This window comes from Polyangium spumosum, assembly GCF_009649845.1.
GTDB classification, from domain to species: domain Bacteria; phylum Myxococcota_A; class Polyangia; order Polyangiales; family Polyangiaceae; genus Polyangium; species Polyangium spumosum.
The window spans coordinates 539,218-552,697 of sequence record NZ_WJIE01000004.1; the positions used below are offsets into that span (position 1 = coordinate 539,218).

A 13,480-nucleotide genomic window follows, 5' to 3' on the forward strand; every position below is an offset into this window, starting at 1 on the left:
CGGCGATGCGTCAGCGATGGATGGGCGAGACCGAGGTCGTGAGGGGGCCCGGCCGTCTGTCAGAGCCCGTTGGGGATCACGGTGAGGGTGGCGGATCCCCTGTTCGTCAGGATGAGATCATCGTACCCATCTCCATCCAGGTCCGCGGCGGCGATGGCGTTGAGGCCGGGCGAGGTGCCGGTCGGGACGACGGCGCCTGCGGCGAAGGAGCCATTGCCGTTGCCGGTCATCGGGCGGACCCCGCCCGAGGCGGCGGTGACCAGGATGTAGGCGTCGAGCTTGCCGTCGCCGTTGAAGTCGCTGGCCACGACGCCCAGCGCCGAGTTGGCGATGGCCGAGGCCCCCGTGGCGGATTGCACGCCGCTCGCGACGGTGCCGTCGCCGTTCCCCTTGAAGAAGAAGAGATACGCGCCGGCCGCGCCGTTCGCGAGGATGTCGAGCGTGCCGTCTCCGTCGGAGTCGCCGAAGGCGAGGCCCGCGGTCTGGCCGTTGACCGCGTTCGTGTAGGAGACCGGGGCCGCGAACGAGCCGTCGCCCTGGTTGACGAGGATCGAGAGGCGCGCGGAGCTGGGGCTCGTCACCACGATTTCGGGGCGGTCGTCGCCGGTGAGGTCGCGACAGGCGATGGTCGACTGGGCGCCGCCGGTGGACGGGATGGAGAGGAGCACGGGCGCGCCGAAGCTGCCCCCGCCGTCGCCGTACATGACGCTCACCTGGTTCGTGACCACGCTCGTGGTCGCGATGTCGATCCGCCCGTCGCCATCGAAGTCCCCGGCGCAGAGGTGCACGGAGCCCGGGGCGCCGGTGGTGAAGCTCGTCAGCGCGCCGAAGGTCCCGGGCGCGCTCGCGCCGAGGTTACGGTAGACGCTGATGCTGCCGTTGATGGCGGGCAGGTTGGCCTGGCCGTCGACGGTGACCGCGTCGAGCCATCCGTCGCCGTCCACGTCGACCGCCACGACCGCGTTGCTGGAGAGCGTCGCGCCCGCGTAGTTGACCTCGGCCTGGACGGTGGCGTCGCCATTGCCGAGATACACGGAGACCGAGCCGGAGGGGTCCATCGTCGAGCCGGATTCGCCGTTGGCCACCAGGATGTCGAGCTTGCCGTCGCCGTTCACGTCGGCGACCGCCGGAGCCAGCGGGGTGTGCGTCGCCGGGACGGAGATGGGCGTGCCGGGGACCTGGCCGGTGGGCGGAGCCTGGCAGGTGCCATTCGAGCAGATGTCGCCCGTCGAGCACGCGAGGTCGCAGGCGTTGCAGTGGTCGACGCTGCTCTGGAGGTTCACCTCGCAGCCGTCGGCTGCGCTCCCGTTGCAGTCGGCGAGGGTGCCGGTGCACGCCTCGCAGTTCGTCCCCTCGTAGGTGGGGGCGCACTGGCAGGTGTAGCCGTTGATGCCGTCGGTGCACGTCCCGCCGTTCTGGCAGGGGTTCGGGGCGCACTCGTCGATGTTCGTCTCGCAGTTCGTCCCCGTGAACCCGGGCGAGCACAGGCACATGTAGCCGTTGATGCCGTCGATGCAGTCGCCGTTCTGGCAGGGGTTCGAGACGCAGTCGTCGATGTTCGTCTCGCAGTTCGTCCCCGTGAAACCCGCCGCGCACTCGCACGTGTAGCCATCGACGCCGTCGGTGCAGGTGCCGCCGTTCTGGCAGGGGCTCGGCGCGCAGTCGTCGACGTTCGTCTCGCAGTTCGTGCCCGTGAACCCGGCCGCGCACTCGCAGGTGTAGCCATCGACGCCGTCGGTGCAGGTGCCGCCGTTCTGGCAGGGGTTCGGGGCGCACGCGTCGACGTTCGTCTCGCAGTTCGTGCCCGTGAACCCGGCCGCGCACTCGCAGGTGTAGCCATCGACGCCGTCGGTGCAGGTGCCGCCGTTCTGGCAGGGGTTCGGCGCGCAGTCGTCGACGTTCGTCTCGCAGTCCTTGCCCGTGAACCCGGCCGCGCACTCGCAGGTGTAGCCATCGACGCCGTCGGTGCAGGTGCCGCCGTTCTGGCAGGGGTTCGGGGCGCACGCGTCGACCTGCGTGCACTTGCTGGGCTGCCCGGAGCAGGTCCAGCCGCTCTCGACGGCGCAGCCGCTGGAGCAACCATCACCGCTCGCCTCGTTGCCGTCGTCGCAGGCCTCCGACGCGGCGAGGGCGCCGTCGCCACACGCCGCGCTCATGCCGCTGCCGCCGTTGCCCTGGTCGATCTCGGTGCGATCGACGCGGGCGATGATCTCGCACCCCGTCGACCCGAGCAGCATCCCGACGCCGAGGGCCCAGCAGCCCAGCCGCCCGACCCGCTTCGACGTCGCTTTGTTCATGGAACCGGAAGAGGAAAAAGAGGAGGTCATCGGCGGAGGCGTATAGACCAAGGCACGCGCGCCTACGACGGCCATCCCCGAGGGAGGACCGGAATGTTGCGCTTTTTGATCAGCCGCACGTTTTTGGGTTACCGCGGCGCAGGCCGCGCCCGCGCGCGAGCGTCTCGGAGGGGCTCTCCTGGAAGCACTTCCTGTACTCGACGCTGAACCGCCCCGCGTTGCGGAAGCCGATGACGGCGGCGACGCCCGACACGGTCGTCTCGGGCCGCGGGGCGAGCAGCATGTGGCGCGAGAGCTCGAGCCGTCGGAGCTTGAGAAACTCCATGGGCGTCACGCCCCGCGCCGCGCGAAAGGCCGCCTGGAGCGAGCGGGCCGGCGCGCCCGCGGCGGCGACGATGTCCGAGAGCCGGATGGGCTCGCCGGCGTGCGCCGCGATGTACTCCTCGGCCCGGCGCACGACCGCAGGAGCGACACGCGGGGGCGGAAGATCGAGCAGGCGCGAGCCCTCGTGGCGAGGGATGGTCACGAGCGCGGTGAGGAGCACGTCGAAGAGCCGCGGCCGGACGAACGGCGAGGCCGCGGGGCGCTCGATCTCCTCCCGGAGCAGGCGCACGATCCCGTGGAGCGTGGCGCCGCCGCCCGCGGTGATGTCCAGCTCGGGGTCGAACGAGATGACGCCGCGGCTCGTGTGGCCCGTGAGGAGGGCGAAGTGCGCCTCGAGGGCAGAGCGCTCGACGGTGAGGGTCCGGCCCTTCGTGCCCACGGGCATCCGGATGCTCGCCGGGCGCCCGGGGATGAAGAGCGCGGCCCGCTTTCCAGGGGTGATCGAGAGGCGCCGGCGCCGGATCTCCACCTCCCCATCGCTGCTGCCCTCCCCCGCGAACACCAGCGCGTAACGATCACCGAGGGCGGCCGCCTCGACCCGGCTGCCGAGGTCCCAGTCCCCCGCGACGAACGACACGGTCCCGGCCGCGGTGACCCCGAAATGACACCGGAAGGCCGTCCTTGCCAGGGGCCGGAGCGTCGCGCCCGGGTAGAGGCGGGAGAAGGTGGGGAGCAGCTCGTCGGGGTCGGTGGTGCTGAGGTGGGTCTTCACGACCAGGAGGGGCGCCGGTGCTCGCCTGGCTTCGAGCGCCGGCGTGTCGGGGAGGGGCTTTGGGTGGGCGAGATCCGTTCCCGACCTGGCGTGCATCATGCAGTTCCATGATCACGCGTAGCGGCAATCAAAGGCAACGTGATGGTGCTGCCTGGACATCAGGCTCGGCGAGCGCCTCGCCGAGACGACGGTCCCCCTGCACCCTCGAATGACCAGCCCCCTCGCCGCAACTGACCTCGCCGTGGAGGTCTTGTTGCATGGTCTACAGTGGAAAGACACGAAAGTCCTGGTGCGTGGCCCTCGGCGTCCTGGCTTCGGGGCTGCTGCCTGCGTGCAGCGGTTGCCAGGTCGACATCGAGCGTGGCTCGGCGACACACGCGGATGGGCTCTTTCGCGGGCTCCTCGTCGGGGGGACGGAGCCGGATGGGCCGTTCGTCGTGGCGCGGCGCGAGCGCGCGCCGGGGGACGAGGAGCTGGTCCTCGTCTCGCTCGTGGAGGGTGAACGGCGCTCCTGCTCGCTGGGCAAGGCTGCCCTCTACACCACGAACACGCCCAATGCCGGGTTCGGGGGCGAAGAGCCACGCGTCGACGCTCGGCCGGCCCGCATCCTGACCATCGAGGGAGAGCTCGGGGACGAGAGCGGGGATTTGCGTATCTTCGACGCATCCTGCACGGAGCACGTACGCGTGCCCTCGGTCGCGGTGGCTGTGTGGCCGAATCGGACCCTAGCGTGGGTCTTCGACGAAAACTACGAGCCCGTGGGCTACGTTGTGCGGACGACGTCCGGTGAAATCGTGACGATCGATCCCTGGGCCGGCTCGGTGAAGACGATCGTCAAGGGCGTGAGCTTCTGGAGTCCCATGTACAGCCGATTCTGGTTGATCGAGGGCGGGAGCCTGGTCGTGCGTGAGCTCGACGGGAAACTCGTGCAAACCGCGGGCGCGGGCGTGACCGAATTCGTGGTCGGGCCCTCCGGGGCCGAGGTGGCCTATGTCGACGAAAAGGGCCTCTGGGTGCTGAAGCTGGGGGAAGACGCGCCCACGGCCATTCCCACGCCGGCCGCGCCGTGCAAACTCGAATATCTCTGGGGCTCGTCGAGGCTCGCCTACCACGAAGACTGCGCGGCCGGCGTGCTCGCGGTCCGGGATTGGGAGACGGGGGAGAAGCGCGCGTTCGGTCCCGGGGTCACGTACGTGGATTCGCGCAGGCTAGAGGAGAGCCCCTGGCTCTTCTTCGAGCGCGAGGAGCCGGGCAAAAAGCGCGAGCTCTGGGCCGTCCCGGAGGGCGGCGAGCCGGTGCTCGTCGGGACCGATTCGAGGCTCGACCTGGGCCTCCGGTCGCACGGGGATGGTTTTCTCCTCACCCTCGACCACGACGGCACGGCCGGCACGCTGGGGAAATGGAAGCCGGATGGCGGCTTTTCTCCGCTCGTCGAGGGCATCGCGGGGGCGGCAGGGGGAGGGAGCTTCACCGGTTATCTCGTCGCGGTCGCGGACGCGCAGGAGGAGGTCGGGACGCTCGTCGTCTTCGACGGGCAGACCCTGGCCGAGACGCTCCGGGTCCCGCGGGTCCACGGTCGGACCTGGCGTCTTTCCTGGCAAGCGCCCGTGCTCGGATATGTTCGCGACTGGGACGCCGCGCTCGGCGCAGGCACCCTCGAGGCCTGGATCCCGTTTAATGGCCAGCAGGTCGAGGTCGATACGGGCGTCGCCGAATTCAATGAGGTCTTCTGGCCCGAGCCCGGCATCGTCTACGCCGTCCGCACGCCCGGACGCGCGGGGCTCTGGACGGCGTATCCCGACCTCTAGCAGGCTACTTCATCACCCGCGCCCGATGTTGCTCCACCCACGGTGACAGCCGGCCTCGATCCTCGAGCGCCTGCCCCGCCGTCCGCTGCGCCTTCCGCTCCGCCCGCGCCGCCGCCACCGCGATGGCCACCGCGAGTGTCGCCTCGTCCTCCTCGTGGACGTCCGAGTAACCGAGCAGCGCTTCCTTGTTCTCGTCGATGAAGCCCGTCGTGTAGCGGCCCTCCACGAACGACGGGTGCGCGAGCACCTTCTCGTGGAAGACGATGTTCGTCTTGATGCCCGTCACCACGTACTCGGAGAGCGCACGGCGCATGCGCCCGATGGCCGTCTTCCGGTCCGGTCCCCACACGCTCACCTTCGAGATCAGCGGGTCGTAGTGGCTCGGCACGGTCGCGCCCTCGTAGAAGCCGCCGTCGTCGCGCACCCACGGGCCCGCGGGCACGCGGAGCGCTTCGATCTTGCCGGGGCTCGGCAAGAAGCCGATCGGGTCCTCGGCGTAGATGCGGCACTCGATCGCCGCGCCTCGACGCACGAGCTCGTCCTGTCGCCACGCGAGCTTCTCGCCCGCCGCCACGCGTACCATTTCGGCCACGAGGTCCGTGCCCGTGATCCACTCCGTCACCGGGTGCTCGACCTGGAGGCGGGTGTTCATCTCCAGGAAGTAAAAGCTCCCGTCCTCGCCGAGCAAAAACTCGAACGTGCCGGCCGAGAAGTAACCAACCGCGAGCGCGCCCTTCACCGCGACCTCGCCCATGCGGCGGATGAGCTCGGGTGTCGCGACGGGGCAGGGGGTCTCTTCGATGACCTTCTGGTGGCGGCGCTGGATCGAGCAGTCGCGCTCGAAGAGGTGCACCATGTTGCCGTGGCGATCGCCCATCACCTGGATTTCCACGTGCCGGGGGCGGAGGATCGCCTTCTCGATGTAGACCGTGGGGTCGCCGAAGGCGCGGGCGGCTTCGCTCTGGGCGCGCTCGAAGGCGCTCGCCATCTCCTCGGCGTTGTGCACGAGGCGCATGCCCTTGCCGCCGCCGCCCATCGCGGCCTTGATGAGCACGGGGTAGCCGACACGTTCGGCCGTCGCGCGGGCCTCTTCGACCGTGGAGGCGTCGCCGCCGGGCGTGATGGGCACGCCGGCCGCGGCCATCTTGGCGCGCGCGGCGGTCTTCGAGCCCATCGCGGCCATCGCGCGGGCCGGGGGGCCGATGAAGGTGATGCCCGCGCGCTCGCAGGCCTCCGCGAATTCGCTCTTTTCCGAGAGGAAGCCGTATCCAGGGTGGATGGCGTCGGCGCCGGATTTGCGGGCGGCGTCGAGGACCCGCTGGATGTCGAGGTAACTCTCGCGCGCGGGCGCCGGGCCGATGCAGTAGGCCTCGTCGGCGAGCCGGACGTGCAGAGATTTGCGGTCGGCTTCGCTGTACACGGCGACGGCGGCGATGCCCATCTCGTGGAGCGTGCGGATGATGCGGACGGCGATCTCGCCGCGGTTGGCGATGAGGACCTTGCGAATCACGGGAGGCCACGTAGCACGGCTCCGCTCAGGCGGGTTTCCCTTTCCCTCCGGCGCGTTACGAGCTACCTCTCGGCCCGCCGTGCAGCGACGCGAATCGGGCCCCGCGCTCTCTTTCCACGGGGCATCGGTCCCTGACGACGTGGCGGGCTACCAGCCTCTCGGGAGCTCCTACCCCGCGCGCCCCGAGGCACCGGACGAGCCCGAGGTGATCTCCGTGGCCGCGCTCGATCAGCGGCTCCGGAGGGTCGTCGAGGGCGCGTCGCAGGACGTGCGGGTCCTCGGCGAGGTCGGAGGCTTTCGGCTGCACGCGAGCGGGCACGCGTACTTCACGCTGAAGGACGAGCGCGAGGACGCCTGCATCGATTGCGTCATGTACAAGACGGCGTCGCCACGCGCGCGGAAGCTGCTCGCGGACGGGGCGCGTGTGGTGCTCATCGGCCGGGCCACGGTGTACGTGCCACGCGGGAAGCTGCAGTTCTCGGTGAGCGACGTGCGGCCGGCCGGGCGGGGCGCGTTGCTCGAGGCGCTGGAGCGGCTGAAGCAGAAGCTCGCGGGCGAGGGGGTCTTCGCGGCGGAGAGGAAACGCGCGCTGCCCGTGGATCCGGCCGTGATCGGGGTCGTGACGAGCGGCAGCGGCGCGGCCATCCACGACATCGTGACCGTGTCGTACCGGCGCGGCGCGCCGCGGATCCTGCTCGCGCGGGCGACGGTGCAAGGGCCGGGCGCCGCGCAGTCGATGGCCCGCGCGCTCGATCAGCTCGCGCGGGTGCCCGAGGTGGAGGTGGTGATCCTCGGGCGCGGCGGCGGATCGGCCGAGGATCTCTCCGCGTTCAACGACGAGGCGCTCGTCCGGAAGGTGGCGAGTTTCCCCGTGCCGGTCGTGAGCGCGGTCGGGCACGAGGTCGACGTGACGCTGACGGATCTCGCGGCGGACGCGCGCGCGGCGACGCCCTCGCAGGCCGCAGAGATGCTGGTCGCGGACCGGATGGAGCGGCGTATGCAGCTCCGGCATCTGTACATTCGTATCGCGCGCGCGACGCGGGCGGCGATCGAGCGGCGGCGGGCCGTCGTCGACAGGCTCGCGCGGTCGATCGGCTCGCCCGCGGACGTGCTCGCGGCGCGGCAGCAGAAGCTCGACGAGCTGACGAGCAAGCTCGAACGGGCGCAGGAGCGGGCGACTTCGCGGCGCAAGGAGGAGCTCGCGGAGCTCGAGCGGCGGCTCGCGGCGAGGCACCCGCGGGCGGTGATCGCGGGGGCGCGCGCGGCGACGGGGACGCTCGAGGTGCGGCTCGTGGCGGCCGAGCGGCGGAGGGTCGAGCGGCTGCGGACGACACTCGGGAGGCACGCGGCGCGGCTCGACGCGCTCTCGCCGCTCGGGGTGCTCGCGCGCGGGTACGCCATCGCGACGACGGCGTCGGGGCGCGCGGTGCGCGACGCGAAGGAGGTGGCCGTGGGCGAGGCCATCACGGTGCGGGTGCACGAGGGCCAGATCCGCGCCGAGGTCACGGCGGTGCTGGAGAGCGCGCCGGATGCGGGCGGGGGAGACAATGGCTGAAGGGCAGGTCTTCGCGCTCCTCGGGCACCCGGTGGCGCACTCGCTCTCGCCCGTGATTCACACGGTGGCGTACGCGTCGCTCGGGCTGCCGCACGTGTACCGGGCGATCGACGTGCCGACGGCGGGCGAGCTCGTCGCGGCGTTCGACGAGCTCAGGTCGGGCGCGATCGGCGGGGCGAACGTGACGCTGCCGCATAAACGCGCGGTCCTGGAGCTCGTGGACGAGGTGGACACGAGCGCGACGGAGCCGGGGGCGGCGAACGTGCTCTGTCGGGGCGAGGACGGGCGGCTCCGGGCCTACAACACGGACGCGGACGCGCTCGCGGACGACATCGCGGCCCTCGCGCCGGGCGCGTCGCGCAAGCGGGCGATGGTGATCGGCTCGGGCGGGGCGGGCGTGGCGGCCGTGGCCGCGTGCAAGAAGCTGGGGTTCAAGGTGATCGGCGTGACGTCGCGCTCGTGGGCGCGGTCGGAGGACATCGAGTCGTCGCCGTCGGCCGAGCAGGTGCGGCGGATGGGGGCGCTGCCGCTGCTCTGGCCTTCGCCGGGCGAGTCGGCGCCGGACAGCTTCGCGACGCAGGCCCTGCGGCTGCAGTGGTGGGACCTCGCGCGGGGCGCGTCGGTCGTCGTGCAGGCGACGAGCGCGGGCATGCTCGGCAAGGATCCGGGGGAGTCGGTCCGGGACGTCGTGCCCTGGGACGATCTCGGAAGCGACACGTTCGCCTACGACGTCGTGTATACCCCGAGGATGACGCCGTTTCTGCGCGCCGCCGCCTCCCGGGGCCTCCAGGCCGAAGGGGGGCTCGGGATGCTCGTCCGGCAAGCCGCCCGCGCGATCCTGCTCTGGACCGGGAAGGAGCCGCCGCTCGAGGTGATGCGCCGCGCGGCCGAAGACGCCCTCGATCGAGGAGGGCGCACGGTATGAGCGGGAGCGGTGGCGGAGCGGCCGCGGCCGCTTCGATCTGGCCGCACGTGGACGTGCGGCGGGAGCTCGGGCGCGCGCTCTTTCGCGAGTGGGTCGCGAGCAACGGCGCCGGGGCGTACGCGAGCTCGACGGTCGCGTGTATGCACACGCGGCGCTACCACGGCCTGCTCGTCGCGGCGCTGGAGCCGCCGCGCGCGCGGCACGTGGTGCTGTCGCACGTGGACGTGACGGTCAAGTCGCTCGCGCCACGCGCGGCGTGGGATCTGGCGACGCACCAGTTCCCGGGGCTGAACCCGGAGCGCGGGCCGTTTTACCTCGACCGCTTCGATCAGGATCCGGTGCCGCGCTGGACCTACGCGGTCGCGGGCGGCGAGCTCGAGGTGCTGCTCGCGCTCGTGCGCGGCGAGAACGCGGCGGTGCTGCGGTACACGTGGCGCGGGCCGCACCCGGTGGTGATCACGCTCCGGCCGCTGCTCGCGATGCGGCACATGCACGCGCTGATGCGCGAGCACGGGGCGATGGAGCAGCGGGTGGAGCTGCGCGCGGGGGAGATGCGCGTGCGGCCGATGAAGGGGCTGCCGCGGCTCTGCTTCCGCTACGAGGGGACGTTCGTGGGCTCGCCCGACTGGTGGCGGCGCTTCGAGTACCTCGTGGAGCGAGATCGAGGGCTCGAGTTCCAGGAGGATCTCTGGACACCGGGCGTGTTCGAGATCCGCGCGGATGGCTCGGGCGCGCCGAGCTTCCTCGTGGTGGGCGTGGACAAGCTGCCCGAGGGCAAACCCGAGGAGATCATCACGCAGACGGTGACGGCGATCCAGGCGGAGGACCCGGGGCCGACCGTCTCGACGCTCGAGCGCAAGCTGTCGGTGGCGGCGGAGCTCTACCGGGCGGATCTGGCGCCGGTGCCGTCGGTCGTCGCGGGGTACCCGTGGGCCGAGCACTGGGGGCGGGACGGGTTGATCGCGCTGCCGGGGCTCTACCTCGCGACGGGAAAGGTCGAGGAAGCGAAGCGCGTGCTCCGCGGGATCGTGGCCACGATGGAGGGGGGCCTCGTGCCGGGCCGGAGGGCCGACGAGGACGGCCGCCCGGACACGGCGATGGCCGGCGCGACGCTCTGGCTCTTCGAGGCGGCGCGCTCGTTCGCGGACGTGCTCGGCGACGCGGATCCCTTCCTGCAAGGCGAGGTCGTGCCGGCGATGACGGCCGCGTTCGAGGCGATCCTGCGCGGCGACGCGCCAAACGGGATCCGCGTGACGGCGGACGGGCTGCTCGCCGCGGGCAAACCAGGTGACGCGCCGACATGGATGAACGCGCGCGTGCACGGGCAGCCGGTGACGCCACGCGTGGGCTGCGCGATCGAGCTGTCGGCGCTCTGGGCGCGAGGTTGCCACACGCTGGCGCGTCTCGCGCACGCGGCGGGCGCGGGCGCGCTCGCCGATCGAGCCGACATCGCCTGCCGGAGGGCGCGCGCCGCGTTCCACGCGCGGTTCTGGTGTGACCAGACGTCGTATCCGTACGACGTGATCTCCGAGGTGAAGGAGGGCGAAGAGGCCTTCCAGGACGCGGCGATCCGGCCGAACGCGGTGCTTGCGCTGGCGATCGATCCGGCCTGCTTCTCGCCGGAGCGGGCGCGCGCGACGCTGCGGCGAGCGCGGGAGGAGCTGGTGACGCCCGCGGGGCTCAGGACGCTCGCGCCTTCGGACACGGCGTACAAGGGGTATTACGGCGGCAACGTCGCGGAGCGCGACGCGGCGTATCACCAGGGGACGGCGTGGCCGTGGTTGCTCGGGTTTTACGCGCGCGCGGCGCGGGGCGTGCTCCCCGCGGAGGATTCGCTCGTCGTGGAGCTGCCGGAGCTCATCGCGTCGGCGGCCGAGCGCGAGGTCGCGGTGGGGCAGGTGGCCGAGCTCGCGAGCGGGGACATGCCGTACACGCCGAACGGCGGGCCGGCGCAGGCCTTCAGCGTGGCGGAGCTTTTGCGGGCGCTGAAGGGCTGACAGCCTTTCGGTAGAGCGCCTCCCAGCGGTCGACGCACCTCTCCCAGTCCGCGTGCTCCTCGACCCAGGCCTTGCCGTGCGTGGCGAGCCTCGCCCCGAGCTCGGGGCTCGCGGCGAGGCGATCGAGGGCGCCGACGAGCGCGCCGTGATCGCCGGGCGGCACGAGCAGGGCGCGCTCGTCGTGCGCGAGCACGCCCGCGTAGTCCGGCAGATCCGTGGCCACGACGGGCACGCCGAGCGACATGAGCTCGCAGAGGGTGCTCGGCACGCCGTCGGCTTCGAGCGCCGAGACGGCGACGTCCGCCATCGCGTACATCGCGGGCAGCTCCTCGTAGTCGCAAGGAGGCGCGAAGCGCACGAGGTCCGTGACGCCGAGCTCCGCTGCGAGCGCGCGCAGGCGCGCCTCGTGCACGGCGTCGTCGTCGCGACCGTGCAGCTTGATGACCATCACGCCGTCCCTGGACCAGGCGCTCGCGGCGAAGGCGCGCAGGATGCGGTCGACGTGGTAGTGCGGCTTGTTCTGGCGCGGGCTCAAGAGCACACGCACGCCGGGCGCGATGCCGAGCCGTTCGCGCATGGCGCGCGCGCCGGGCGCGGCCTTCGCCGGATCGAAGAGCGCGCGGTCGACGCCCCAGAAGACGAGCTCGAACGGCGCGCGGGAGTCCTTCGCGCGCGCGCGGGCCTTGCGCAGGAGGGCGTTCGAGTCGGCGGTCACGGCGTCGGCGTGGGCGAGGACGCGGTCGACGGCGCGGGTGACGTGCTTGGGCTTGGGGAAGACCTCGTCGTTGAGGTCGCTGCCCCAGGCGGTCGCGATGTACGGGAGGAGGCCGATCCAGAGCGCGTGCCAGTGCTTGAGCGAGTTCAGGTGCACGACGTCCGCGCCGAGCGCGCGGGCACGGCGGCGCGTGAGCGCGCGGCGGAGGAACATCGGCAGCCGCGGCTGGCTCGACATCTCGGCGCAGCGGTCGGGGTAGGCCGCGCGCACGCGGGCGGCGATCTCGGGGGCGTCGCAGAGCACGATGTGGTGGCCGCGCGAGGCGAGAGCGAACGCGAGTCGTGTCTGCTGGGTGGCAGCGGGATCGCCATGAAGCACGACAGTGAGGCTCATTTTTCGTTCTCGCGGGCTCGCGCTAGCACGTGGCCGCGTGGGCGACGAGCCGCACCTCCGGCCTCGTCATGGCATGAGCGTCGTGCTACGTCGGGGGCGATGCTTTGGCTCGCGTTCTCTTCGAGGCGCGGGCGTTCCGAGGAGAAGGCGCGTTGAAACGGAAGCTCGCGTTCGGTGATGTCTCGCCCAATCTCGAGGGCAAGGTCGTCCTCGTGACCGGCGGCACGGGTTCGTTTGGCACCGCGATGGTGCGTCGCCTGCTCGCCGAGGGATCGCCGCGCAAGGTGATCGTCTTCAGCCGGGACGAGCAGAAGCATTACCAGATGCAGCAGACGCTCGACGATCCGCGGCTGCGTTATTTCGTGGGCGACGTGCGCGACAAGGATCGGCTGCGGCGCGCGTTCGAGGGCGTGGACGTCGTGTTCCACTCGGCGGCGATGAAGCACGTGCCGCTCGCCGAGTACAACCCGATCGAGGCGATCCGCACGAACATCAGCGGCGCCGAGAACGTGATCGACGCGGCCCTCGAGCGGGGCGTCGAGCGCGTCATCGCGCTCTCGACCGACAAGGCCGTCAACCCGGTGAACCTCTACGGCGCGACGAAGCTCTGCATGGAGAAGCTCTTCGTCGCGGCGAACAGCTACCGCGGCGCCTCGCGGGGCACGTCGTTCGCCGTCGTCCGATACGGCAACGTCGTGGGGAGCAAGGGCTCCGTCGTGCCGCTGTTCCTCGCGCAGCGCGAGAAGGGCGAGATCACGATCACCGATCCGCGGATGACGCGCTTCTGGATCTCCATGGATCAGGCGCTCGATCTCTGCCTGCACGCGGCCGCCGCGGGCAAGGGCGGCGAGGTGTTCGTCCCGCAGATCCCGGCGACCGATCTCGCGACGCTCGTCGAGGCGCTCGCGCCCGAGTGCAGGAAGCGCATCGTGGGCATCCGGCCCGGCGAGAAGCTGCACGAGGCGCTGATCACCGCCGACGAGGCGCGGCAGGTCGTCGACACGGGCAAGGTGTACGTGATCGAGCCGAGCTTCCCGTGGTGGGGCGGCGCGCACCACGAGGGCAGCCGCGTGGCCGAGGATTTCTGCTACACGAGCGCGAACGCGCCGCACCGGCCGGGCGTCGAGGAGCTGCGCGACCTGCTCCGCAGCCTGGGTTTCTTGCCCGCGCACTGCGCCGCCTGA

General features: G+C 71.5%; 9 protein-coding genes. 5 read left to right on the forward strand and 4 right to left on the reverse strand.

What is annotated here, in order from left to right:
- Positions 1–59: 59 nt before the first annotated feature.
- Both GF068_RS16140 and GF068_RS16145 read right to left on the reverse strand, forming a co-directional pair.
- Positions 60–2,297 (reverse strand): FG-GAP-like repeat-containing protein, encoded by a 2,238-nt coding sequence (locus GF068_RS16140; RefSeq protein WP_153820262.1) that lies wholly within the window; start codon positions 2,295–2,297, stop codon positions 60–62.
- A 109-nt stretch (positions 2,298–2,406) separates the two neighbouring features.
- Positions 2,407–3,393: a helix-turn-helix domain-containing protein gene (locus GF068_RS16145; RefSeq protein WP_170319513.1), complete on the reverse strand. Its 987-nt coding sequence runs from the start codon at positions 3,391–3,393 to the stop codon at positions 2,407–2,409.
- Positions 3,394–3,650: 257 nt separating this feature from the next.
- On the opposite strand from GF068_RS16145, the gene GF068_RS16150 reads away from it, so the two are divergent.
- A complete protein-coding gene (locus tag GF068_RS16150; protein ID WP_153820264.1) occupies positions 3,651–5,201 on the forward strand; it encodes a hypothetical protein in 1,551 nt (516 codons plus the stop codon).
- Positions 5,202–5,205: 4 nt separating this feature from the next.
- Here the strand turns inward: GF068_RS16150 and accC are convergent, their stop codons facing one another.
- On the reverse strand, positions 5,206–6,711 hold the full coding sequence (gene accC / locus GF068_RS16155; protein WP_338046410.1) for an acetyl-CoA carboxylase biotin carboxylase subunit: 1,506 nt from the start codon (positions 6,709–6,711) through the stop codon (positions 5,206–5,208).
- 79 nt (positions 6,712–6,790) lie between these two features.
- Here accC and xseA point away from each other — a divergent pair, with 79 nt between their 5' ends.
- From xseA to GF068_RS16170, 3 genes are read left to right on the forward strand one after another with little or no spacing between them, the layout of a single operon-like run.
- On the forward strand, positions 6,791–8,266 hold the full coding sequence (gene xseA, locus GF068_RS16160; protein ID WP_338046411.1) for an exodeoxyribonuclease VII large subunit: 1,476 nt from the start codon (positions 6,791–6,793) through the stop codon (positions 8,264–8,266).
- Positions 8,259–9,191: a shikimate dehydrogenase family protein gene (locus GF068_RS16165; protein ID WP_240806939.1), complete on the forward strand. Its 933-nt coding sequence runs from the start codon at positions 8,259–8,261 to the stop codon at positions 9,189–9,191. The genes xseA and GF068_RS16165 overlap by 8 nt, the downstream gene beginning before the upstream one ends.
- Positions 9,188–11,188, forward strand: a complete 2,001-nt coding sequence (locus GF068_RS16170) for an amylo-alpha-1,6-glucosidase (protein ID WP_153820267.1) — start codon at positions 9,188–9,190, stop codon at positions 11,186–11,188. Before GF068_RS16165 ends, GF068_RS16170 begins: the two co-directional genes overlap by 4 nt.
- Here the strand turns inward: GF068_RS16170 and GF068_RS16175 are convergent.
- Positions 11,151–12,296: a glycosyltransferase family 4 protein gene (locus tag GF068_RS16175; protein WP_153820268.1), complete on the reverse strand. Its 1,146-nt coding sequence runs from the start codon at positions 12,294–12,296 to the stop codon at positions 11,151–11,153. The two genes, GF068_RS16170 and GF068_RS16175, sit on opposite strands and share 38 nt — an antisense overlap.
- 152 nt (positions 12,297–12,448) lie before the next feature.
- On the opposite strand from GF068_RS16175, the gene pseB reads away from it, so the two are divergent.
- The gene (gene pseB, locus GF068_RS16180) at positions 12,449–13,480 is read left to right on the forward strand and encodes a UDP-N-acetylglucosamine 4,6-dehydratase (inverting) (protein WP_153820269.1); all 1,032 of its coding nucleotides are present in this window, start codon (positions 12,449–12,451) and stop codon (positions 13,478–13,480) included.

What these genes read in the sequence shown, in the direction of transcription:
- GF068_RS16140 (WP_153820262.1), bottom strand. Translation starts at nt 2,297, where the DNA reads ATGAACAAAGCGACGTCGAAGCGGGTCGGGCGGCTGGGCTGCTGGGCC.
- GF068_RS16150 (WP_153820264.1), top strand. Translation starts at nt 3,651, where the DNA reads ATGGTCTACAGTGGAAAGACACGAAAGTCCTGGTGCGTGGCCCTCGGC.
- GF068_RS16165 (WP_240806939.1), top strand. Translation starts at nt 8,259, where the DNA reads ATGGCTGAAGGGCAGGTCTTCGCGCTCCTCGGGCACCCGGTGGCGCAC.
- GF068_RS16170 (WP_153820267.1), top strand. Translation starts at nt 9,188, where the DNA reads ATGAGCGGGAGCGGTGGCGGAGCGGCCGCGGCCGCTTCGATCTGGCCG.
- GF068_RS16175 (WP_153820268.1), bottom strand. Translation starts at nt 12,296, where the DNA reads ATGAGCCTCACTGTCGTGCTTCATGGCGATCCCGCTGCCACCCAGCAG.